We start from the raw sequence: 22277 nt of genomic DNA on the forward strand, positions 1-22277 counted from the left end.
ACCTGGGGTGGGGCTCGGCGGGGGCCCTCCCGGGGACTATCCCGCGCGTCCTGGGGTGGTGGGCGGAGCCGCTGTGGCCGGGCAGCCTGGGCTCGCCCTCGCCGCGCCGGTCGAGCAGCAGCCCGTAGATTCCCCTGGCCGTCACCCCGGGCAGCGCCGCCTTCTCCTCGATCAGCCCCCTCACGCCGTCGAACCCGCTCCGCCTGCCCGCGCGCCCGTCCTCCGGCGCGCTCCCGTCGGCAGCCCAGTACTTCGCGACCGTGTGCCTGTCGACGCCGTGCCTCCTCGCTATGTCCGAGAAGTTCGGCTTGATGCCGGCTTCCTTGTCCATGTCGGGCCCTCCGATCATGTTCCCGTCCATGCCAGCCTCCCGGATGCGTGCCTACGGCCCGAATCTAGGCGGTCGGCGGAACTGGTGAAACTGCGTTTGCGCGATTGGCTGAGATACATGGTCCGAACCGGTGGTTCCCATTGGCCTAACTGGCAGCTTTCAAGTTAGCGCTAACACTGCCCCCACCTGGGGGAGGGGATCACCCTCGTGCACGACAGGGAGAACTCGCACGACGCGGTCGTGAGGGAGCGGCGCCTCGAGAGCGAGGCGTACGACTCGCGCGAGATCAAGAGGCTGGACGACGACGAGAACCCGCTCTGGAAGGTCAACCGCCTCTGCTTCCTGCTGAGGCTCCTCCTCGACGGCCACTCCGGCTTCGGCAGGTCCAACTTCGGCGGGTGGCTCGACCTCTTCTCCGTGATGATGAACCCGCCGGAGGACAGGCTGGGGAAGGTGGCGTTGGTGCCGGACCGGGCAATGGCCTCCCCGAATACGCTGCGATATCGGGACTTCTACGGACAAAGGGGCAGCTCAGAGGAGCCTTGGCTCGCCCTCTCGTATCCACACTGCAAGAGGGGATTTTCCTTGTTTTTGATAATGGGCCGTTGGCTCATCCATTAAGGTGCCTGGCATCCACAAGCCCCGCGTTGAGGGGGATCTTAGGGTCGCACGGAATAGCGATCCTCAAGAACATGTCGATGAGGCCGCCGTAGTCGCGCTCCTCCGCCGCGTCGCGGCTGGCCCGGTCGTTCTCCTCGCCCGACACCGACCTCCACATGAGGTCGTATCCCGCATCGTGGCACACGAGTGTCCAGAAGAGCCTCTGCGTGCGATCATTCCCCTCACGAAAGGGATGCACGAAGTTGTAGTTGTCGTAGTGGTAGGCGAGATGTCGTGCGAACTCGTCACGTCCCATTCCTCTCAAGTGGTCGTCCTTCTCCAACTCGGACAGGGACCAGGCAATACCCATGGGTATGTTCGCCGACGGGAGGAAGAACTGCGACCCCTCCTCGTTCTTCCGTATCTCCACGGTCCTGATCTCCCCGGCCCAGTCGTAGATGTCCTGGAACAGGTAATGGTGGATGGTCTTTAGGTCGTCAAGCGTCCTTACGACGTGAGGCGAGAACTTGCTCACGAACTCGGCAGCGCGGGATGACACGAGTTCCCCCTCGGCGTTGGCCAGCTCGTCGTACGAGGTCGCACCAACGAGGTTGCGGAGTACCCCGTTTCCGGGTCGATGTAGGGGTCCACGAACTCATCCGGCATGGGATGCACCCTTCTTACGCTTTGGGTCCCAGCGCCGCTTGGTGCGTCGCATGAGGTCCTCTATGGGGATGTTGCCCTTCACGTACTCGTCGGCGTCTTTGCGGAATTCCGCGGAAACGTAGGCGCCTTCCATCTCGCCCGAGTGAATCGATTCCTCTACGAGCGTCTTGCGATCCATACCGATCCTCCTTCTGACTGTCTAGACGAACATCCTCTCGGGCAGGGACTTCTTGACCTTTTGGAGCAAGTCCAGCTTACGCCGATGAAGGGCGAGCCAATGGCAGAAGAGAGGAACTCTCTATCCCGAGATGTACGTCCATGGAATGTTTGCTTTCCTCTCCAGCTCAGCCGTGCGTAAGTCGGGATCCGGACACGCTGCGGGCACATCCCGGCGGCAGCGACGCGGTCGCGAGCACCTCTCGCCCTCCATCGGCGCATGTACAGGCTCGTTGCAAGCGACATGGACCAGACGTTTCTGGGCTCTGATCACAAGGTGCCCCAGGCCAACATCGAGGCGATTCGTCAGATGCGCGAGCTGGGCTGCCTCTTTGTCCCTGCGTCCGGCCGCGCCTACGGCTCGGTCATGGACTCTATCGCCACGGTCCCCCCCCCGAACTCCTGGAGGGCTCCTACCTCATCAGTTACAACGGCGGCTGTCTCAACCGCATAGGCGACCCCAAGCCCCTCTACTATCACACCCTGCCGCACCAGAAGGCGGAGGCGCTCTTCCGATACGGCATGGACCTGAGCTGCGTGAGTCTGCACGTCTACGAGGCGTCTGGCATGACATAGAGCTGGAGGCTGCAGCCGGAGGAGGTCAGCTACCTAGCGGGCCACATGGACTACGAACCGGCGGACGAGCCAACCCTCGACTTCCTCGCAGACGTCGCAATCGCGAAGATGCTCTACTGCATCCCCAACGAGACGGACGAGCTGTGCGCCATTGAGAGGGACATGCCGGCGGACCTCAAGGCAGGCGTCTCCACCACCTTCAGCTCCGGCCGCTACCTTGAGTTCAATCCCGCTGGTGTCGACAAGGGCGCGGGCCTTCGCAAGCTCGCCGACTACCATGCCCAGTCGACCAACGACGACGGAGTGCTGAAGGAAATATACGAGAAGATCGTCCGGCCAGCGCTTAGCGACTAAACTGCGGACCGACTCCTGCACTCGAGGCCCTGTCCGATAGAGCCTTGGAGCTCGGCCGCTCTAAGGCCTGGAGATCCTGTTCCTGGAACCATCCCGCACGAACTTCAGCGTGCCTGCCGACAGCATCGCATCGACCGTGGTACGGAGCCTCTTCGTGATGCCCTTGTAGCCCAGGAGCCTCGCGAGCTCAGAGATAAGCACCGGACGCTCCGACAGCACGTCGAGTATCTGCTGCTCCAGGTCTCGCCGCCCCGCATCTCTCCTACTTTCTCGCGGCTGGAACGCTGGGTGGACGTGCAGCGTCACCGAGAGGTAATCGCGGTTCTCGTCCATCTGGAAGTCGGGCATGGGGGAACCGTTGTCCGCCAGCGCCCTGAACGTTGTGGGGAATCCTGTGTTCCTCCCCTCAATGAGGTGAAGCTCCTTGAGAAAGTCGCCGATGCGGCGGTTTCGGTAGATGCGCCCACGGATGTTGCGTGCCTGGATGTCACTGTCCTTGATGCTGCGATCGAACCCGGGATAGCTGGTGATTTCGAGCACGTCAGGCGTCTTTCGCACCGTGATTGGCTCACTAACCTGATAGGACCGGTGGTACACGGCGTTGGATAGTATCTCCTCTACAGCAGCATAGGGATAGTTGAATACGGTCTGGGACTCTGCCCTATCGGCAAACTTCACAGTCTTGGACTCAAGCATGTAGTTTTTGATATAGGCAAGAGCGTCTCGCAGCTGCCGCTGGATGGGTCCGGTGAAGGTCTTCTCCATCATATTCTGACCCGTTGGGTCGGGCAGATCTACAACCTCGATTCTCGCGTAACGAAAGTACGTATGAATGTGGTCCGAGAACATGAGGATGCCGACATTGCGTGGACGAAGGCCCTCGGGCGGCCCTGACAGCAGCTGTAGGTCGTCAGCAAGCTCTTCAAGAGTTGCATGCTCGGACTGCTCGTAGAGGCTACTCCCAATCTCCTTTAGGTGGTCACGCATCAACGCAAGGCTCAGGTCACTGGGGGAGGCGGCAAGGTTTGCCTGGTCATCGAAGGGGATGGTACTGGACACATAGTAAAGCTCCCTCTCCTCCTCGGGCGTAGCTACGGTAGTGCTGGCCATCTTTCGAATGTAGTAGAGTCTCTCGGTCGAACCCTTCTTGTAAACGTTCTTGTACGCCTTGTACGGCCTACCCTGCCCGCCGGGACACCATATGACGATTACGTACCTGCCCTCGGCAACCTGCCTGGGCTCCACGATGGGCTCGTAGTGAGGCTCGATTCCCCGGCACAGCTGGAACAGCCTCTTGAGAACGCTGTCAACCTGCTCGCGTGATATCCCCTTCGGTGGCAACTGGAGCAAGGTGTTTTTCTCCGCAATTCCTATGAGCACGTAACCGCCACCGATGTTGTCGATGTCATTTGCGAAAGCGCAAATCGTGTGCACGACGCGCTCGGGGTTGAAGTCCTCCTTCGCCTCGATGCGAGACGACTCGACAACGGAACCGCTCACCAGCTCCTCGAAGTTGATGGGTATCGCCATCTGGATCTCCCCCTGCTCTCACGGCCCGATATAACTCGATAGCTCGATGATAAACTCATCGAATATTCGATGCAAATATTGTCGAATATTCGACATAATCGTCGAGTTATCGAGTTTCCCTAATGGTAGGCAGCCGCAAGCCCCCTGAAGGACATGCCCGCAAGGGCGCCTTCAGCCTCTCCAGGAGCTCGCGCTTCTCCGCGATCCCATCCCTTCCACGCATGACAGTATCGTTGAGTCCATCCGGGCCCTCCGTTCCTCGATGTCTTTGTTTGGCAACCTGCATTGCAGGCGAAGGCCCGGACATCTTTGAATCCTGTCCAGGTCAATCGTGGTCTCATATGTCCCGAACCCTGTCAAGCGGCATGGCATCCCATGTCCGGAAGACCCATGCCTTCCGGCCCGGGGGGTGTTGCCGTCCGCTGCCGAATGCCCCTGGAAGCGCGTCCTGTCCCCGTGAGACCATGCGAGCCTCCCACTCGTTCCCATATCCGCAGACACCGCGCTGCCGCGGCCCGCACATCGGTGTTCCGGCATGGCGGCAGGACAGCACTCTAACGCCGTGCGCAGCGGACATGCCGCTGCACATAGACCACTCGCGTCTGCCGCCGGAGTCTCGCGCATCCAGGGCGCCCCCAGGGGCATTCCAGATATCCCAGGCCCCTGCGTGGGGCCGTCCTGCCGCCTTCCCCTATGACGCCTCGGCCACGGGCGACTGCTGCTCGCATCCCAGGGAGAGGGCGCAGATGGTGGTCGTCCTGGCATGGCTGTCGATCCCGAAGACCGTGGCCATGCCGGCCGTGCTAGCGAAGTTGGTGCCACCCTTGCCCATGCGGGGCCTCCCGTCCCTCGTGGCGTCGCGCGCCCTTCCCTGCGATGAGAGGCATCGTGCGGCTTTGGGAGGCCCTGCTCCAGCGGAATCGGCAGAGCCTCCCAGGTCCATGGGTTCGGGTCATACTGTCTAACAGAGAGAAAGTAGTACACAACTTAGATGCGAGCTCACCTCGGATGCCTGAGAGACAGTCCCACATTAGCTGGAACTGCCATCCGGTTTCATGGGATGCCGTTTTGACAACGAGGCCTTCCCGAAGGCGGGCGATATCCATTGCGTGCTCGAGCGAGGAGACTTCGCGCTTGCGGGTCTTGGGGTGCGACATGTCTGCCGTGGCCTGTATCGGCAGATAGGGCTCTGCAAGATGCGCGCCCGGAAAGCCTCCCTGGACAAGATGACGGTCGTAAATGAGACAAAGGGACTGTCCCTTTGTCTCTTCCTTTGTCTCTTCCTGTCAGTTGCCGAGAAGCGCAGAGACAAACCCATCGAAGTTCGTGCTCTCCATTATGCTACGCATGCTGTCCGTACTGCTGAAGCGGTCGATGATGACGTCGAAGGTAAGACCGAGCTTGTGTATATCGGCCTTGGAGAGCCCGAACATCATGACGACATTCACATCGTTGCGCCCCCATGGTATGGGCTCATCGCTCTGGAGCACGCAGACGAAGGAGCGCTTGGCGAAGAGGCTTATCGAATGTGGAATCGCAAGACCCTCGATGAACGCCGTCGAACTGGTGCGCTCCCTGAGCTCCACGTCATGTATGAACTCTTCATCGACATAGCCGTGCTCAAGGGCGAGATTTCCCATGAGTTTGAGATAGGCCATGACAGAATCCTCATGGGCATTGTGCAGATAGAGCTCCCTGTGCATCAAGCCTTTGAGAAAGAGCCGTGCACGCTCCTTGTCGCGCTGCTGCTGTATGAGATCGAGCTCAATGCCGATGCGCTTCAGATCCAGACGGCTTACAAGAGGCGAGACGAGAACGCTGCACACCTCGATATCATCCGGAAGAGGAACTGTGGTAACGATCAGATCCGCCCGCGGCCGTTCGACGAGAAAGTCATCGTAGCCAATCGTGCGGCTGATGGTGAGCCTATTCGCAAAGGCATCCGAGATGGAGGCAGCGACCCGTCCGGCATAATCATGGTAGCGTTCCGATACGACGGTGCAGGATATTCGGTCATCTCCTGCGATATTGCTGGCAAGATAGGCACCGAAATGAAACGCGAAGAAGGCGAGTTCCTCTTCGCTCATGGATGTGTCAAGCTGCCGTTCGAGCTTGTGGCAGAAATAGACTGCCATGTCGTAGACGAGTGGGTGGCTCTGCTTGATCTGGCTGCCGATGGGGTTGACACAGGATACCCCATATACAGCGCGCTGATAGGCATTGTAGGAATGGAGGGTCAGCTGCATGAGGAAGTCCTCGTCGAATGGCTCGAGGCCATACCGGCTGGCCGTCTCCTCTGCCGCACCGTGCACAATGTTCAGGAAATCGGTGTCTACCAGCTGCGCCATCGTGCTTGCATTCAGCTCGTCGTAATCGAACTGGTCCGTCGAGAGTGCGATGAGGAGCAATATCTGCTGGAAGTCGCCTTCCGATATCTGGATGCGGCATCTGTCTTCGAGCATGTGCGCGATCTGGTCGCCGCATTGCGCAATCTGGCGGTGGAGTCGCAGATGTTCTATGAGCTGGGTGGCGTCAATGAACTCTTCTGGAGCAGCCGAATCGTCACCCGCCTTCATGCGCACGACGATAACCATGAGATGAACAAGCAGGTTGTTGAGCGAATAGTTGTTGAGGAACAAATCGGAATCCTGACAGATTCTCACCAGCTCAGACATGATCGAGCTCGTGTCAAATCCCGGAAACATCTGCGCAAGGGTTTTCACGGATGTGAAATAGCCATAGGAGTGCTGCGTCACGAGATAGCGAAGCAGTCGCCTCTTGTCACGCTCCGAGCCTTCGAGGAGCAGCTTGAAGTTACGCGAGGACAAGGTCAGACCGAAATCCTGGGCAAGGCCGCGGGCAGGAGGAACCACGGCGTTCATTACCGTGCTTTCGCTCACGCCGAGGTCATCTGCAATGTCGTAGACACTTACGCTCTCCTTGGATGAGAGCAAGGTCGTAATGAGCGTCGTGGCCCGTCTCCGGCTGTCATCCGACTGAAGGTCTGGCACGGTATGCGAAGCGCTCTGCTCGGATTTGGCTTTCCCCGCAAGACGGTAGCCATTCTGAGATGAGAGGACGGTGTATTCCTTGCCGAGCTGAGAGATGTAGGACCGAACTGTCCGGCTTGAAACCCCAAGCATCTTTGCAAGGGTTGAGGCAGGCACCCAGGTATCGGCATTCTTGAGTATATGTACGAGCCTGCTCTTCCTGTCTTCTTTCATTGAGCCATCCCTCCTCTGTCCCATGGTAGCTAAGCTGGTCCCGCAGCCAGGGATGAACGCCCCCTTTCGGCTACAGAAAAACTTCCTACCCGAGGAAACTGTGCTGTTTACCTGCGCAAATGTAAGGCTCTATTGCCGCTCTTCTTCCTAACCCCGGAAGCATGACTGTTAGAGGAAAAACCTGCGACCCGCGAATATGTATGGCAGTAAGAGGCCAGATGGCCTCCGGGGATTTGAAGGGCTTCACCGAGATTGGAGCACATCATGTCTGAAGGACAGCCCATCCGTATCCTCCTTGCCTGTGGCATCGGGGCTTCCACCGGATTCATGGCAGCAACCATGCGCAAGGTCGCGAAGAGGGAAAAGCTCAATGTCACCGTCCATGCGGTGAGCAAGTCGGAGATCATGCAGCATGCCGACAAGGTCGACGTCATTCTCCTTGGTCCCCACTTTGCAGCCGAGGTGCCTACGGTGCAGAAGGAAGTCGCGAACTATGGCGTCAAGGTTGGGTCGGTGAAGCCGGACTATTACGCGTCGCTTGATGGAGAGGCCATTCTTCGTCAGGCCATCGATATCTATCACGAGCAGTAGACAGCAGATCGAATCATTGAGGGCTGGGGGTTCAAATGGCTGAAGAGACAGCGGCAAAGAGGGGCTTTATGGACCGGATGCAAGCCTGGATTGAGAAGCATCTGGTACCGGTTGTAAACAAAGTGACTTCGGCATATTGGTTCAGCATAGTGGCAGATGCCGTTCTCTACATTGTGCCGTTCTCCATGATCAGCGCGATCCCAAGCATCTGGAGTGTCTTTAGACGTTTCTGGACATTCCTTCCCGATATTTCTGCATTGAGCACCTATTCGTTTGGCATCATTGGCCTCTGTGTTGTTTTCACCATTCCGTACAACACGATGGTGAAGGAGTCCCGCCAGGATCGCGGTCTCATTGCCGGCTTCACTGCAATCGGCACGTACATGCTGGCAATGAATTTTGTCAAGGTCGACAACGGCTACCAGGTCGACTTCAGCAAGTTTGGTGCCGGCGGCATGTTCACAGCCATCTTCATCGGACTTTTCGTCGCTGCGGTCTACAAGAGGTTTGCGACCAAGTCATTCTTCTCCGAAGACTCCGTCATTCCTGACTTCGTGAAGAACTGGTTCGATAACATTCTCTCGATTCTGATCTGCCTGCTTGTTGCCTACATCATCTCCGTCGTCATGAGCGTCGACCTCTTTACGTTCATCCAGATTCTTGTCTCCCCTGTCACTGGTTTTGCCCAGACGTTGCCCGGCGTCATCTTCATGGCATGGATCAAGGACTTCTTCTACTTCTTTGGCATCTCTGGCTGGGTCTTCACTCCGGTTACCCGTACGATCACGCAGGCTGCCATGGCAGAGAATGTGGCTGCGCTGACTGCCGGTCTTCCCATTCCCAACATCAACGCATACGGCTTCTCTCGCTATTACATGATTGGCGGAGAAGGATCGACGCTCCCGCTTGCGTTCTACCTTATCTTCCTGGCCAAGAGCAAGCGCAACAAGCTCATGGGTAAGGCCACCATCGTTCCATCGCTCTTCAACATCAATGAGCCGCTGGTCTTCTCCACTATCGTTAACAACCCGTATATGTTCATCCCCATGATGCTGCAGTCAATCATTCTGCCCGCCAATGCTTATCTGTGGATGTCCATGGGGTGGGCTGGCTACCATTGCCAAATGTTCGATATGAACTTTGCACCCAATGCAGTGTCTGCGTTCTTCCTGTCGAATGGCAATTGGGGCAACGCGTTGCTGTGCGTGGTCAACCTCATCATTGCAGCCATCATTTGGTATCCATTCTTCAAAGCAGACGATAACGCGAAATACCGCAAGGAACAGGAGCTCGCTGCCGCAGAGGCTGCTAAGTAGGGGTTTCTGGGCAAACATCAAGAGGGCTGCGCGCAGGCGCACGCAGCCCTGGCTGGAAGGAGTCACCATGGATGAAGACGAGATAAGCTCGGTTGCGATGAAAGTTATCCTCAATGCGGGCGATGCGCGCAGCTGCCTGGATGAGGCGACCATCAAGCTCGGGACATTTGATTTTGCTGGCGTCGAGAAGGCGCTGGAAGATGCAGATGAGAAAATCCTTCTCGCACACAATGCCCAGACAGGAATGATTCAGCGGCAGGCGGCTGGCGAGAAGTTCGAGTACTCGCTTCTGTTCGTCCATGCCCAGGACACGCTCATGACCATCGACGCAGAGCTGCACCTCTTCAAGAGGCTGGTCCCGATATTCAAGGTACTCAAGGCACAGGGCTAGACGATGGCCGGATATTCCGGCAGGCAACGCGTCTTATAGAAAGGATTCTCCAATGTCTGAATCTCCATTTCCTGAGGGCTTTCTCTGGGGCGGAGCAACCGCTGCGAACCAGATAGAGGGTGCCTACAACGAGGGTGGCCGCGGATTCGCCACATCCGATTTCTCGGTGCTGTTCAAGAAGCCCAAAGAGGGAGAGCCAGAGAACCATCTCCCCCACAACTGCGCGACAGCCCAGCAGCTTGGGGAGCGCAGGGCCCATCCAGAGCGCTTCAATATGCCCAAGCGCCGTGGCATCGACTTCTACCACCGCTACAAGGAGCAGCTCGGCATGCTGGGAGAGATGGGATTCAAGGTCTTCCGCATGTCCATCTCCTGGAGCCGCATCTTCCCCAACGGCGACGATCCCGTGCCCAATGAAGAGGGCCTCGCCTTCTACGACGCGGTGTTCGATGAGTGCCATCGCCTTGGCATGGAACCGCTCGTGACACTCTGCCACTTCGATACGCCGCTCCACCTGGCCGAGGAGTATGGCGGATTTGCGAGCCGCCATACGGTCGATGCCTTCGAGCGCTATGCAGAGACCTGCTTCAGACGCTACAAGGGCAAGGTCAAGTACTGGCTGACCTTCAACGAGATCAACAATGTCCTGACCAATCCCTATACCTGCTCTGGCCTCATCCTGCCCGACGATGGCTCTGGCAATCCATACGCAGGGAAGTGGCAGCTCAAGTACCAGATTTCCCACAACCAGTTTGTGGCAAGCGCCAAGGCCGTCATCAAGTGCCACGAAATCGACCCCGGTGCGAAGATCGGCAACATGACCTGTCGTCTCGAAAACTATGCGGAGACCTCGCGACCCGAAGATCAGCTCCAAGTGCTCTTCGAGGACCACTTCAACTGGTTCTACAGCGACATCCAGGCCAAGGGCGAGTATCCGTACTACATCAGGTCCTGGTTCAAGAAGAACGGCATCGAGATCGAGATGGAGCCGGGCGACGAAGAGATCCTGAAGAAGGGCACGGTGGACTTCCTCTCCATCAGCTACTACATGACCTACATCATGCGCTACAAGGGTCTCGAGAACCCGATGCCATCGGGGTCTCTGGTGACGCACCTCAAGAACAGGTATCTCGAGATGTCGGCCTGGGGCTGGCCCATCGACCCGATTGGCTTCAGAATTACGCTCAACCACATCTACGACCGCTATCATCTGCCCATCTTCATTGCCGAGAACGGCCTGGGCCAGCGCGATGAGCGTGACAGCAAGGGAAGGGTGGCCGATGACTACCGTATTGACTACCTTGCTCGCCATATCGAGCAGCTCGGCAAGGCCATCGAGGATGGTGTCGATGTCTTCGGCTACGCATCCTGGGGCCCGCTCGACGAAGTGTCTTCCGGAACGTCCGAGATGGTGAAGCGTTACGGGTTTGTCTACGTCGATGCCGATGACTACGGCAACGGCACCTACGACTGCAGCCGCAAGAAGAGCTTCTACTGGTACAAGAAGGTCATCGCCTCGAATGGCGTAGACCTTGCGAACGATATCGTCGACTACCCCGCATAGCGCTGTTTGTCAAAGATTCATCTGGACTGGAAGGAGGCCAGCCATGGTGGAGCGGCATGCCACCGTAGGTCTAAAGACCGGCCTGCATGCACGGCCTGCGACCAGATTCGTGCAGGCTGCCCGCAGCTTCCAGAGCGAGTCCTGGATCGCACGTGCTTCTGGGGGGCGGGTAGCGGATGCGAAAGATGTCATAGCGGTGTTATCGCTCGATATTGGCCTCAACGACGAAGTGATCATCGGTGCGGATGGTCCTGACGAGGAGGAAGCTCTGATTGCGCTCGCTGCGGCACTCCGCGATTGAGCCATCTTGGATGAGACAAAGGGACAGTCCCTTTGTCTCATGCCTGCTGGGAGTAGTCGTTGGGACCCCAGACCCATGCGGGAGCCTCATCGGGAACACGATAGTACGGCTTCTGGGGAATCCGGTTGATTGCCGCCATCTCTTCATCGGTGAGCTCGAAGTCGAAGATGTTCGCGTTGTCAGCCATGTGCTGTGGGTTGAGCGTCTTGGGGAACACGATGTTGCCCTCCTGCATGTGCCAGCGGAGAATCACCTGCGCCACGGACTTGCCGTACTTCTCGGCAACGCCCTCGAACACGGGGAGGCTCAGCAGCTTCTTGTCGCCGTGTCCCAGGGGATACCAGCCCTCCCACACGAAGTGCTCATCGGCAAAGACCGACTTGAGCTGGTGCTGGTTCCAGCGTGGGTTGATCTCCACCTGGATAACGACAGGCTTGATCGTGGCCTCGAGGAGAATCTCCTTGACCTTGCGATCGTTGAAGTTGGAGAGGCCGATGGAGCGGACTTTGCCCTCCTTGACGGCCTCCTCCATGGCACGCCAGCCGTCAACGTACTCGCCGTAGGGCTGGTGGAAGAGCAGCAGGTCCAGGTAGTCGAGGTCCAAGCGCCCAAGCGTTGCGTCTATTGCAGCCTTGCACTTCTTGTACGGGTAGTCCTGGGGGAAGAGCTTGGACGTCACGAAGAGGTCCCCTCGCTTGGCGCCGGAAGCCTTGATGGCCTTGCCCACGGCCACCTCATTGTAGTAGGCGTTCGCCGTGTCGATGTGGGTGTAGCCGGCGGCGATGGCCTCAGGCAGGTGTGCCTCCACCTCAGCAGAGGACATCTGGAAGGTTCCGTAACCAAGCTGGGGAATCTTGTTTCCATCATTCATGGTCAGGTATTGCATGCTACTCTCCGTTTCTCGTGGTTATCGTCATTGATTTCTTGTCGTCACTATGCCTGCTTGGGCGCATTCTCGAACCAATTCATGAGACCGGCAACCACCTTGGGGTTGCGGTGGTCGAAGATGATGGACCTATTGGCATCCATCGCAGCGATCTGCCTGCGGTCCTCGTCGGAAAGCCGGAAGTCAAACACGTCGATGTTCTGTGCCATACGCTCCTTGTGCGTGGACTTGGGGATGACAATGACACCCAGGTCCATGAGGTAGCGAAGCGCCACCTGACCAACGCCGCGACCGTACTTCTGGCCGATCGCCGTGAGGGTGGGATCCCCGAAGAACCCGTTGGCACCCTCGGCAAAGGGACCCCAGGCCTCATGTGCAACGCCGAGCTTCTGCATAACCTCATGGTTCTCGCGCTGCTGCCAGTAGACGTGCGTCTCGATCTGGTTGACCATGGGCTTGACCTTCGCAAAGGTGCAGATGTCCAGGATCCGGTTGGCATCGAAGTTGCTGACGCCGATGGCGCGAACCTTGCCCTGCTCGTAGGCCTTCTCGAGGTCACGATAGGCACCGTAGTAGTCACCATAGGCCTGGTGCAGGAGCATCAGATCGAGGTGGTCTGTCTCCAGCTTCCTGAGGGAGGCATCGATCGAGCGCATGGCGTTGCCGTCACCGTAGTTGGACACCCACACCTTGCTCGTGATGAAGAGCTCGTCACGCGAGACGCCCGACTTTGCGATTGCGGCACCAACACCCTCCTCGTTGCCATATGCCTGCGCCGTGTCAATGAGACGATAGCCGCAGTCGATGGCATCCGCCACGCATGCCTCGGTCTGTGCGTTGTCAATCTGGAAGACCCCATAGCCCAGCATGGGCATCTGGACTCCGTTGGAAAGTGTCGTGTACTCCATAGCGCTTCTCCCCTTGCCTTTCTCCTGGCATCTAACACGTTGCGTGCTACAGGCCGAGCCCGCTCACCCAGTTGTCCACCTCGTCGTCACCTGCGTTCTCCCCAAAGCGCTGGCCGTCTTGCCAGTCGCCAGTCCCCGCGACCGCGGCAAGGTTCTTCGCGGAGCTGCCGATGCTCGATGACATCGACGTGCAGAACGGAATCACCGTCTTGCCGGAGAAGTCGTTGTCGCTCGCGAAGTGCGTGACAGGCCAGGCGTAGTCCATCCACCAGATGGGATATCCAACAAAGACGACGTCGTAGTCGGCCCAGTTATCTGGGGTCGTCGTGCTCAGCGGGATGTCCCGCAGGCTCGTGTCCTGGTACTCCCTCACCACGCGGCTCTGGTCGTTGTTGAAGTTGAGGTCCTCGTCGGAATAGGGCTGGGCCGGGGTGATCTGGAATGTGTCCGCGCCGAGGTCCTGGGCGATGCGCTCCGCAACCCTCTGCGTGTGCCCCTGGGCCGAGTAGTACGCGACAAGGATCCTGTGCGAGCCGCTGGTGCTCGGCGTGGCGCTGGTCGAGCCGCTGTCATTGGACTGGGACTGAGAGGAGTCCGAGCCCGCAGCCGACGATGCGGCGCTTGTCTGGGTGGCCCCTCCACTTGCGCATGCCGCAAGACCCATCCCGGCAATGAGTGCAAACGCACCTGTGATGAACGTCCTCCGAGTAATACCACGCTGATCCGACATGTTTTGCTCCATTCGCCTTGCTTGTTACTAATACAAGAGTAGAGGCGATAAAAGACCAAGTACAATGCCTAGTTCGAACGCTTTGTATGCGATGAATGCATAGCAGAAACTCAAGATTACGAGAAGAGCCACCCCATGATCTGCTCGTCGTGGGGGAAGAGCATCCCACCACCCGCATGCTGGCTGGCGCCTGCCGCCCTGCCCCTGTCGGTGAAGTAGGAGTCCGGCTTGACGTCGAGGGTCACCAGGTTGGAAACCTCATCGTCAGACAGTCCCCTCTCGCGGTATGCCTCGCATATGCGCTGATAGGCATCACGGTCCGGGGAAGACCCGTAATAGTCGTCATGCTCGCCGATGGCCATGTACACAGGAACGCGGGCATCTGCGAGCACATCCACATCTCCGTCCCATTGGGATATGGTGTGGAGCACCCTGCGGAACAGAGTGGGCCTCTCGCCCATCACAAGCGAGGCGGTCTCTCCCCCGCCGGAGTTTCCAGAGAGATACACGCGCTCCCTATCGATGTTGTACGCAGAGAGAAGCCACTCCGTGAGCGCAATGACGTCACGTGCCGACTGCTTACCCCAATCGTCGAGCTGCGGAGACACGACAATCATGCTTGGGATGTAGTCGTTCGCGACAAAGGGATAGTCCTCCACGAGGTTGGCACCAACCCCTTGGAAGTAGAGTCCCTCCCAACCGGGACATGACACGTAGAGCGAGAACGGCGTGCCCCCGTCGTAGGAGTCAGGGACGTGGAGGCTGAAGTGCAGCGTACGTCCACCGACCTCGAGCGCGTTATCCACCACGAAGCCGCGGTCGACCACGCTACCGGCAACGAAAACCGCATCAGCGGTGGAATCCGGCTGAGACGAGGCATCCGAGGGAGTAGGAGCCGATGCCTCCCCACTCGCACCCGCCGCGGCAGCGCTCCCGTCACCGGCATCAGACGTCCCCTGCGAGCAGCCCGAGAGCATCGCTGCGACGCCCAAGCCACAAAGGGAGAGAAGGAAGTCCCGTCGGTCCACAGCTGCCCTAGTCACAATGATCACCCCAGCCTAATGTGCATACGTTGGGAGCTAGATGCCTTGGCCCAGGCGCTTTGCCTGTGCAAGCGTCGTCGCCATGCCGCCCCACGACATGCCGTAGAGTCCAGCAAAGCGACTCATCGTGTACTCACCGGCGTCGAGCATCCACTTCTCGGGTGCCGCACCCTGGAAGACGAAGTAGAGCTTCCTGCCCGAGAGGCCACCCGACTCGACGGGGCCATAGCAGCGGTCAAGCAGGTTGCGAAGCAGGCCGCAGATGTTGTGCCAATAGACCGGTGACCCCATGATCACAACGTCCGCGTCTTTGATCTTCTGGAGCACCTCGTCGAACTGGTCGTCATCAAAGTGCTGCCCGTATGCGTAAATCTTGTAGTCCACAAGATCGAGCTGTTCGTAGTCGGTTCCCGAGGCAAGCGCCTTTGCGAGCGCTGCGGTATTGCCATCGTGGTTGGGGCTTGCGTTCACAAACAGGACCTCGCTCATTTCGTACTTCCCTTCCCTTGGCGCGCAGGCGCCATCTTTTTGGACGCCTTCAAGGCTAAGGGCATCCCACACCCAAGTACAATGCCAAGGTCAGAAGTTTGTATTAATAAAATGCATACAAGTATCTTTAATAATTACAGTTATTGCTCGTAATTACCAATACACTTTGTACCGTCTAGTGTTTACTCCGTATAGCTCGACAGGGACAGCCACCAGGAGCACAACCCTCTCGGCAGCATTGGGGGACCTATGAAAAAGGAGCGCCTCGTCGCGTTCACCGACGCGATTCTCGCAATCATCATGACCATCCTCGTACTCGCACTGGAACGGCCGGATGAGCCGACCCTCTCCGCATTCTGGGCGCTGAGGAACAGCTATCTGTCCTACGCACTCTCGTTCTTCTGGCTGGGATCGCTCTGGATGAGCCTCAACGAGGTATGGGACAACGTCAAGCGCATAGACAACGCCACGGTCATGTGGACGCTCATCCTGCTGTTCCTCGCGTCGCTGATTCCCTATACCACCGACCTCGTGAGCTACTACTTCGAGAGTCGCATCGTACAGTGCGGCTATGGTCTTGTGGTCCTCCTGATGACCGGCGCGAACTGGATGCTGCACCGGACGCTCGAGGCTCCCAACGCAGACGTCGCGGAGCTCGTGGGGGCCTCGCGTTGGTACAGGAAGGTCTTGGGACCAGATATCGCCATCAAGGTGAGCGCGCTCCTGGTGTCGCTTCTCGTCTGGTCACCCGCCACCATGGTGGACGTGCTCATCGCGGCTGCGTATTTTTACGTGATGCGCTGGAGAAGCTCGCGCCAGCCAGCCTAGGGAGCCTTGCAAGGACCTTCACTCATGGCTCCTCCCCGGAGCGGTAGCAAACACGCGCCCTAGTAGTCCGTGCTTTCGCTGATGTCGCGCCATCGGGCAATCTCGGCCTTTCGCCCATCGAGCGTCTTGGATGCGGCATCGATCATTCCCTTGCCAAGGACCAGCACGTGAGGCGGTTCCCCAAGGCTCGCGGCGAGATATACCGCCTCGCCTGCCTTGGCTGGGTCCCCCGGCTGGTTATGGGGGTTGTCGTTGAGGTACTTGCGAGAGGCGCCGGCGGTATCTGCGTAGTCAGCAATCTGGGAGTCGGCATGCTGAATGGCCGAGACCCTAAACTCTGTCCGGAATGCCCCGGGCTCCAGGATCATCACGCGTAGGCCCAAGGGAGCAACCTCGTTGCCAAGCACGTTGCTCAGCATTTCCAAGGCGGCCTTCGACGCGGTATAGTAGGCGTTGCCCGTGCCATTCTCGAACATGACACCTATGGATGACGTGTTCACGATCAGACCTGTTCCCGCCTGTCTCATGTAGGGAAGGGCCTCGCGAATCATTCCCACGGGACCAAAGAAGTTCGTCTCGAAGAGCAGGCGGACGTCTTCCTCCATGCTGTCCTCCACGGCGCCAAAGTGGCCTCTGCCCGCATTGTTCACCAGAACATCAATCCCGCCGAAGGCATCTACCGTCCGAGCAACCGCTTCGTGCCGCTGGCGTTGATCGGTCACCTCAAGCGAGAGGGGAAGCACCCTGTCGCCATACGCATTTCTCAGGTCAAACAGCTTCCGGGGGTCTCTTGCCGTTATGACAGCACGGTCCCCATGTGCCAGAGCTGCCTCCGCGATTCCACGGCCAAGGCCAGTCGATGCACCCGTAATGAGCCACGTTTTCATGTCTTATTAGCCCCTCTCCATGTTCAGCCTTTGCTTGCGAGCGTGCTTGCTGCCCATCAACAGGCGAACCAGAGCGCCCGAAAATCCACGTGAGGCAGACAGCCGTCGCCCACCAGGAACTCAGTCCTGCCCACGCATCACTCTACCTCGCGCTCTCAAAGGAACTCTGGAGAAATGCGTCATATCCGTCGACCCAGCCGCCCACTGCGCCAAAACCGTGCGGCCACCCGCGGAGCGCTACTCCTTGGACGCTCACGCCCGCGCTCTCCAGAGTCTGTACGTTCGCCTCGAACTCGTGCACGAAGGGGTCACGCGAGCCGTACACAAAATAGGTGGGAGGCAGGTTGCCAGCGCGGAGTTGGCCCGCGTCCTTGCTCGCAACGGAGAGCCGCCCGTAGAAGGAGTAGATCATCCCGTCCGCCGCCACGTCCGCGGAGACGGAGTCGAGCTCGTCGGGCACGTAGTCCGCGTCGTATGCCTGGGGGCTCGTCGTTCCGTCCCAATCCAGGAGCATCTGGCCGGCCGCAATGCCTCCGGCAGAGAATCCCATGACGGCGACGGAACCTCGCTTGGGAAGGCCATAGTCCTGCCAGTGGCTCTCCACGAAGCGCACCGCCCTTGCAAGGTCAATGGCCCCAAGGTCGCGGTTGAGGCGATAGTCCACAACAAAGCACTGGTAGCCCCGCTTGGAGAGCTCCTCCGCGGTTGGGTAGGCATCACCAAGGGCACCACGGAACATGAAGGCGCCACCAGCCTCCAAGAGTACCGCCCCACGGATCTGCGTGCCCTCCGGAACGGGTACCGTGGTCAACGCAGCGCGGAAGCCATCCCCATCCGCTCCCAGGGGCCTCTCCCCACCAGGGGTATTCCCCTCTTCCCACAGGTAGAAGACCTGTGAGCTCGTCGGGTCGATACGCTGGGGGTTCGCCACGGTTCCAGCCGCAAGCGATATATCGGGGGTAATGTGCTGCGTGAAGTACGACTCTGGGATTGACTCAAAGGCACGAACCTCTTGTTCAGACGGCGTATATGCCGTAACGCTCGGACTTGTAGGCACGTAATCCTCCCCTACTGCGCTCTCATCCAGCCTCGATGCCGAGAGAACATCCTGTCCCGCACTGTCGGAAGCCGTCGTGCCCGGAGGCTGCTCTTGTGCTGTCGAGCAGCCCGTCAGTACAAGGACGAGAATAGCTGCAATTGCTGACCCCGGTACTCTCATCTCTGCGCCTCCCAAAATGCGACCGCCTGGTCAATCCAACCCTCAGCCTCCGTGCCTGTTCCCAACCCAAAGCCATGCCTAAGCCCCTGGTACACGTGGAGCTCGGTGGGAATGCCTGCCGAGGACATCTCGTCAGTGCGCTCCTGCATGACGCGCCAGTTGGCAATGGGGTCTGAGGTACCAACATTCGCAAAGGTCGCGGGGTCAGACTCCTGCCACTCGGAGAGACCCGTGTACTGTGTTACAACGGCAATCTGCTGAGGATGGCCCGGCTCGCCAAAAGCTGCGGTTCCGTAGCCGCCCACCCAGGCAGACATGCGTGCACCGGCGGAGCCGCCACCAAGCAGGTACCCATCGGTGGAGACGCCAAGCTCCTCGGCATGATCGAAGACAAACGAGACGGCACGCGAGAGGTCCTCGCATGCCGTCTGCGCGCCGGGCCGATAGACAACAGCGAACGCGTTGTATCCTCGCTTGGAGAGCTCCAGCGCATGGGGGAAGCTGTCGTGCATGGCGGCCACGTAGGCAAAGCCGCCGCCAGCGTTCCAGATGGCGAAGGGCGCGTCTTTCTCGCCCTGAAAGAAGAAGAGCCCCGTGTCACTCTTGCCAGGGTTGGCGGCCTTCTCGTCATCCGAATAGATGTCGTAGAACACCTGGGCGCCCGACGCCGCCTGGTCATGCAGATAGTTGCAGATCTCGACCGTCTTGCTGGGATCGATGCAGCTGTACCAGGTAAGATTCAAGGCTCCCAAGGTATTGCCGCTCATGAAGCCCTCGTCCACGGGAAACAGAAGCCTGCCCCAGCTGCCAAAGGTGGCATCGCTGCGCACATTGTCTATTGGAGTGTCCACCGTATAGGGGAATCCGCCCGAGGGGGTCCCGGCCTCTGTGCCACTGCTCTCCGCCACCCCTGGCTCGCCTCCCGAGCACCCCGAAAGCCCTGCGAAGGCAAGCGACGTCAGGGCGCCGCCCAGTAGGGCCAGGACTTGCTTTCTTGAAAGATTGCCCATGCGACCCCCCACATCAGACGAGGATTAGCGGCACTCGGTCAGGATCTCGAAGAGCTCGTCGCTCGTCAGCTTCTTTGCGCAGCCCTTCGTGAGCACCGTGGAGTCCGCAACCGAACTCAGCGTCTGATCGGAGGCGTCACCGCCCAGCTCGGCGAACGTCGTGGGCAGTCCCATCTCCTTGATAAACGCCGCCAACGCGTCGATGCCCCGGTTGGCGGTCTCCAAGTCGGTCTCGCCCGCCTCGACATCCCACACGTCGCGTGCCCAGCGTGCAAACTGCTCGGGGGCTGCAGGCGCGAGATGGCGGTACAGGTGCGGATGGATGACCGCGAGACCCATGCCATGGTTGGTGTGCGTATAGGCACCATACTGGTGTTGGATCATGTGGCACTGGAAGTCGGTGACCTTGCCGATCTTGAGCACGCCGTTCTCGGCCATCGCCGAGTCGTACTCGAACTCTGAGCGGACATCCATGTCTGCAGGGTCATCGAGGAGGCACCGCATGTTGCCAATCACATTTCGCTGGACCGCGACGTTCAAATCATCGGACACATCGTTCACGCGCGGGGTTCCAAAGTACGTCTCCATGCAATGGCTCAGGGTGTCAAACGCACCGCTCATGAGCTGTTCCTCGGGGACCGTGAGGGTGAGCTCGGGATCGAGCGCCGCCCACTTGGGAAGCGCCCCGAGGAAGGGGGCCTTCACGTGCGTCTCCTCGTTGGTGATCACGGCGCCGTCGTTCTGCTCAGCGCCTGTGCCAAAGACCGTAACGATGCAGGCCATAGGGATGAACTCGGTGGGAGCCCCGCCCTGCCCGTGCTCAAGGCTGTCAATGTCGACGTCGAGGTTTGCCTGGGCGGAGACGACCTTGCAGCAATCGAACACCGAGCCGCCACCCGCGGCGATGATGAAGTCGATGCCCTCCTCGCGGGCAAGGCGCGCCCCCTCCTGGACCTTCTCGTAGGTGGGGTTGCTCATGATGCCACCAAACCCTACGACTGTCTTGCCGGCTGCCTTGAGCTTCGAGACAAGCTTGTCGTACAAGCCGCTGCGCTTGATGGAGCCACCACCGTAGGCAAGCATGACCCTCTCGCCCATGTTGGGGAGTTCGGCGTCAAGCGCACGCCATGTCGCACCGTTGCCAAAGTAGTTCTTAACCGGATAGTCGTACACGAAAGATTCCATTGTGATCCCCTCTATGGATGCTTTGCTTTTCTCTACTTGCTAGGGCATGCCGCAGCTGCAAGCCTCTTGCCGCACGACTCGCTCACGAGCACGAGCACACCACAGATGCCGGTGAGGACGATGAGGGCCAGCATCATGCCCTGGGCTGCGTCAATCGAGGCAGCCTCGTCCATTCCCGCAACGGCCGTGGAGACGGCAGCCAGACCGATAGCGGCACCAACCTGGTGAAACACGTTCACCACACCCGAAGCGGCACCGGGGATGTCCTCACTCGCTCCCGCGACGCCTGCCACAGTGAGCGGGCTCACGATGAGCGCCTGCCCCATGCCGATGAGGACCATCGAGATGGCAACTCCCAGCAGATAGCCAGCGGTGACGCCCATGCGCCAGCCCAGGAGCAGGCCAAGGGCATCTATGACGCTTCCCATGATGAGGACGCGCGCGTTGGAGAGCCTACTGGTGAGCGCAGGGACCGTGAGGGACGAGAAGAACTGCGTGACCGTGAGCGGCAGAAAGCCAATCGCCGCCATGAGCGGAGTGAAGCCATATACCTGCTGCAGTGCCGTGGGCATGAGGAAGAAGTACGACATGCTGGCACCCATCATGAGGAAGCGCCCCACGTACGCGGCGCTACGGCCGAGGTTGGCAAAGAGGCCCAGCGGCATGAGGGGCACCTGGGCACGCCTCTCGCGAAGCACGAGGGCAGCCAGGGTGACGACGGCGATTGCCATTGAGATCTCACGCCCAACGCGGCCATCAATCCCGTAGATCAACCCAGCGAACCCGATAACGGAGAGGATGGCACCCACCCAGTCGACATCGGCACTGTCGGAGCCGTTCTTGGAGCGGATGAAGCGAAGCGTGAGGACGATCAGCAGGACGCCCACCGGCACGTCGATATAGAAGGCGTAGCGCCAGGACGCGTATGCGGTGATGAACCCACTGAGAACCATGCCCACGCTGCTGCCGATTCCCGCCACGGTGCCATATGCCGCAATGGAACGCGTGCGCATCTCGCCCTCGTAGTTGTCAATGAGAAGGGCGAGGGTAGACGGTGCCAGCATGGACGACCCCATGCCCTGGATAGCGCGCATGGCAACCAACATGCTTCCGCTCGTCGCAGCACCAACAAGGAACGATGCGACCGTAAAGACCACCAGACCTGCCAGAAAGATCCTGCGTCGACCGAGGATATCGCCGAGCCTTCCGCCCAGCAGCAGAAACCCGCCAAACGTGAGTGCGTATGCCGTACTCACCCACGAGACGGCGACGCTGTCCATACCCAGCTCCAGCGCAATGCTGAGGCTGCTCGTGAACACGACCGAGTTGTCCATGAGGATGAGGAAGTACCCCAGGAGCACTATGGGAAGGACTGCCCCGAATCCCCTTTTCTGTCCGTCTGACATGTAGTTCCCTCCTAGCCTGCCGCATT

General features: G+C 59.3%; 24 protein-coding genes and 1 pseudogene. 9 read left to right on the plus strand and 16 right to left on the minus strand.

Annotation, left to right across the window (positions count from 1 at the left end; genetic code table 11):
* Positions 1 to 361: pseudogene (locus E0E00_RS14605) on the minus strand (IS21 family transposase); the annotation flags it as partial.
* 177 nt (positions 362 to 538) lie between these two features.
* Between E0E00_RS14605 and E0E00_RS03025 the strand changes: the two are divergent.
* Positions 539 to 952 carry a hypothetical protein gene (locus E0E00_RS03025; RefSeq protein ID WP_130811116.1) on the plus strand — a complete coding sequence of 138 codons (414 nt, stop codon included), beginning with the start codon at positions 539 to 541 and terminating at the stop codon, positions 950 to 952.
* On the opposite strand, the gene E0E00_RS03030 is transcribed toward E0E00_RS03025, so the two are convergent.
* The gene (locus E0E00_RS03030; protein WP_207302627.1) at positions 942 to 1490 is read right to left on the minus strand and encodes a Fic family protein; all 549 of its coding nucleotides are present in this window, start codon (positions 1488 to 1490) and stop codon (positions 942 to 944) included. The two genes, E0E00_RS03025 and E0E00_RS03030, sit on opposite strands and share 11 nt — an antisense overlap.
* A gap of 96 nt (positions 1491 to 1586) precedes the next feature.
* Positions 1587 to 1775 carry an antitoxin VbhA family protein gene (locus E0E00_RS03035; protein ID WP_130811118.1) on the minus strand — a complete coding sequence of 63 codons (189 nt, stop codon included), beginning with the start codon at positions 1773 to 1775 and terminating at the stop codon, positions 1587 to 1589.
* Between the two features lie 282 nt (positions 1776 to 2057).
* Between E0E00_RS03035 and E0E00_RS03040 the strand changes: the two genes are divergently transcribed.
* Together E0E00_RS03040 and E0E00_RS03045 are read left to right on the plus strand one after the other, a co-directional pair.
* The gene (locus tag E0E00_RS03040) at positions 2058 to 2267 is read left to right on the plus strand and encodes an HAD family hydrolase (RefSeq protein ID WP_165443525.1); all 210 of its coding nucleotides are present in this window, start codon (positions 2058 to 2060) and stop codon (positions 2265 to 2267) included.
* A 167-nt stretch (positions 2268 to 2434) separates the two neighbouring features.
* Complete coding sequence (locus E0E00_RS03045) at positions 2435 to 2743, plus strand: HAD hydrolase family protein (protein ID WP_130811120.1); 309 nt, start codon at positions 2435 to 2437, stop codon at positions 2741 to 2743.
* A gap of 60 nt (positions 2744 to 2803) precedes the next feature.
* Here E0E00_RS03045 and E0E00_RS03050 read toward each other — a convergent pair whose 3' ends face one another.
* From E0E00_RS03050 to E0E00_RS03055, 3 genes are all read right to left on the minus strand, one after another.
* Positions 2804 to 4273: an RNA-binding domain-containing protein gene (locus E0E00_RS03050; protein WP_130811121.1), complete on the minus strand. Its 1470-nt coding sequence runs from the start codon at positions 4271 to 4273 to the stop codon at positions 2804 to 2806.
* A gap of 691 nt (positions 4274 to 4964) precedes the next feature.
* Positions 4965 to 5105 carry a hypothetical protein gene (locus E0E00_RS14280; RefSeq protein WP_165443526.1) on the minus strand — a complete coding sequence of 47 codons (141 nt, stop codon included), beginning with the start codon at positions 5103 to 5105 and terminating at the stop codon, positions 4965 to 4967.
* 454 nt (positions 5106 to 5559) lie between these two features.
* Positions 5560 to 7497: a PRD domain-containing protein gene (locus E0E00_RS03055; RefSeq protein ID WP_165443527.1), complete on the minus strand. Its 1938-nt coding sequence runs from the start codon at positions 7495 to 7497 to the stop codon at positions 5560 to 5562.
* A gap of 264 nt (positions 7498 to 7761) precedes the next feature.
* Between E0E00_RS03055 and E0E00_RS03060 the strand changes: the two genes are divergently transcribed.
* The 5 genes from E0E00_RS03060 (at position 7762) to E0E00_RS03080 (ending at position 11660) form a co-directional block, all read left to right on the plus strand.
* Complete coding sequence (locus E0E00_RS03060; RefSeq protein ID WP_130811123.1) at positions 7762 to 8088, plus strand: PTS sugar transporter subunit IIB; 327 nt, start codon at positions 7762 to 7764, stop codon at positions 8086 to 8088.
* A gap of 35 nt (positions 8089 to 8123) precedes the next feature.
* Positions 8124 to 9404 (plus strand): PTS sugar transporter subunit IIC, encoded by a 1281-nt coding sequence (locus E0E00_RS03065; RefSeq protein WP_130811124.1) that lies wholly within the window; start codon positions 8124 to 8126, stop codon positions 9402 to 9404.
* Between the two features lie 67 nt (positions 9405 to 9471).
* Positions 9472 to 9795 (plus strand): PTS lactose/cellobiose transporter subunit IIA, encoded by a 324-nt coding sequence (locus E0E00_RS03070; protein WP_130811125.1) that lies wholly within the window; start codon positions 9472 to 9474, stop codon positions 9793 to 9795.
* A 52-nt stretch (positions 9796 to 9847) separates the two neighbouring features.
* The gene (locus E0E00_RS03075; RefSeq protein WP_130811126.1) at positions 9848 to 11359 is read left to right on the plus strand and encodes a glycoside hydrolase family 1 protein; all 1512 of its coding nucleotides are present in this window, start codon (positions 9848 to 9850) and stop codon (positions 11357 to 11359) included.
* 43 nt (positions 11360 to 11402) lie between these two features.
* Positions 11403 to 11660 carry an HPr family phosphocarrier protein gene (locus tag E0E00_RS03080; RefSeq protein WP_130811127.1) on the plus strand — a complete coding sequence of 86 codons (258 nt, stop codon included), beginning with the start codon at positions 11403 to 11405 and terminating at the stop codon, positions 11658 to 11660.
* A 37-nt stretch (positions 11661 to 11697) separates the two neighbouring features.
* Here E0E00_RS03080 and E0E00_RS03085 read toward each other — a convergent pair whose 3' ends face one another.
* The 5 genes from E0E00_RS03085 to E0E00_RS03105 form a co-directional block, all read right to left on the minus strand.
* Entirely contained in the window at positions 11698 to 12546 is an 849-nt protein-coding gene (locus tag E0E00_RS03085) for an aldo/keto reductase (protein WP_130811128.1), read from the minus strand.
* Positions 12547 to 12593: 47 nt separating this feature from the next.
* Positions 12594 to 13454: an aldo/keto reductase gene (locus E0E00_RS03090; protein WP_130811129.1), complete on the minus strand. Its 861-nt coding sequence runs from the start codon at positions 13452 to 13454 to the stop codon at positions 12594 to 12596.
* Between the two features lie 46 nt (positions 13455 to 13500).
* The gene (locus E0E00_RS03095; protein WP_165443528.1) at positions 13501 to 14184 is read right to left on the minus strand and encodes a flavodoxin; all 684 of its coding nucleotides are present in this window, start codon (positions 14182 to 14184) and stop codon (positions 13501 to 13503) included.
* 116 nt (positions 14185 to 14300) lie between these two features.
* Positions 14301 to 15227: a prolyl oligopeptidase family serine peptidase gene (locus E0E00_RS03100; protein WP_207302628.1), complete on the minus strand. Its 927-nt coding sequence runs from the start codon at positions 15225 to 15227 to the stop codon at positions 14301 to 14303.
* 36 nt (positions 15228 to 15263) lie between these two features.
* Positions 15264 to 15716, minus strand: coding sequence for a flavodoxin family protein (locus E0E00_RS03105; protein WP_130811130.1), 453 nt, complete (start codon positions 15714 to 15716; stop codon positions 15264 to 15266).
* Between the two features lie 249 nt (positions 15717 to 15965).
* Here E0E00_RS03105 and E0E00_RS03110 point away from each other — a divergent pair, with 249 nt between their 5' ends.
* Positions 15966 to 16544 (plus strand): TMEM175 family protein, encoded by a 579-nt coding sequence (locus tag E0E00_RS03110; RefSeq protein WP_130811131.1) that lies wholly within the window; start codon positions 15966 to 15968, stop codon positions 16542 to 16544.
* Positions 16545 to 16603: 59 nt separating this feature from the next.
* Here the strand turns inward: E0E00_RS03110 and E0E00_RS03115 are convergent, their stop codons facing one another.
* From E0E00_RS03115 to E0E00_RS03135, 5 genes are all read right to left on the minus strand, one after another.
* Positions 16604 to 17431 (minus strand): SDR family NAD(P)-dependent oxidoreductase, encoded by an 828-nt coding sequence (locus E0E00_RS03115; protein WP_130811132.1) that lies wholly within the window; start codon positions 17429 to 17431, stop codon positions 16604 to 16606.
* Between the two features lie 142 nt (positions 17432 to 17573).
* The gene (locus tag E0E00_RS03120; RefSeq protein ID WP_165443529.1) at positions 17574 to 18488 is read right to left on the minus strand and encodes an alpha/beta hydrolase; all 915 of its coding nucleotides are present in this window, start codon (positions 18486 to 18488) and stop codon (positions 17574 to 17576) included.
* A gap of 158 nt (positions 18489 to 18646) precedes the next feature.
* Complete coding sequence (locus E0E00_RS03125; protein WP_130811134.1) at positions 18647 to 19660, minus strand: alpha/beta hydrolase; 1014 nt, start codon at positions 19658 to 19660, stop codon at positions 18647 to 18649.
* 24 nt (positions 19661 to 19684) lie between these two features.
* Positions 19685 to 20845 carry an iron-containing alcohol dehydrogenase gene (locus tag E0E00_RS03130; RefSeq protein ID WP_130811135.1) on the minus strand — a complete coding sequence of 387 codons (1161 nt, stop codon included), beginning with the start codon at positions 20843 to 20845 and terminating at the stop codon, positions 19685 to 19687.
* Between the two features lie 32 nt (positions 20846 to 20877).
* A complete protein-coding gene (locus E0E00_RS03135; RefSeq protein WP_165443530.1) occupies positions 20878 to 22251 on the minus strand; it encodes an MFS transporter in 1374 nt (457 codons plus the stop codon).
* Between the last annotated feature and the right edge of the window lie 26 nt (positions 22252 to 22277).

The sequence above is a fragment of the Olsenella sp. Marseille-P4559 genome (assembly GCF_900605015.1).
Taxonomy (GTDB): Bacteria; Actinomycetota; Coriobacteriia; order Coriobacteriales; family Atopobiaceae; genus Tractidigestivibacter.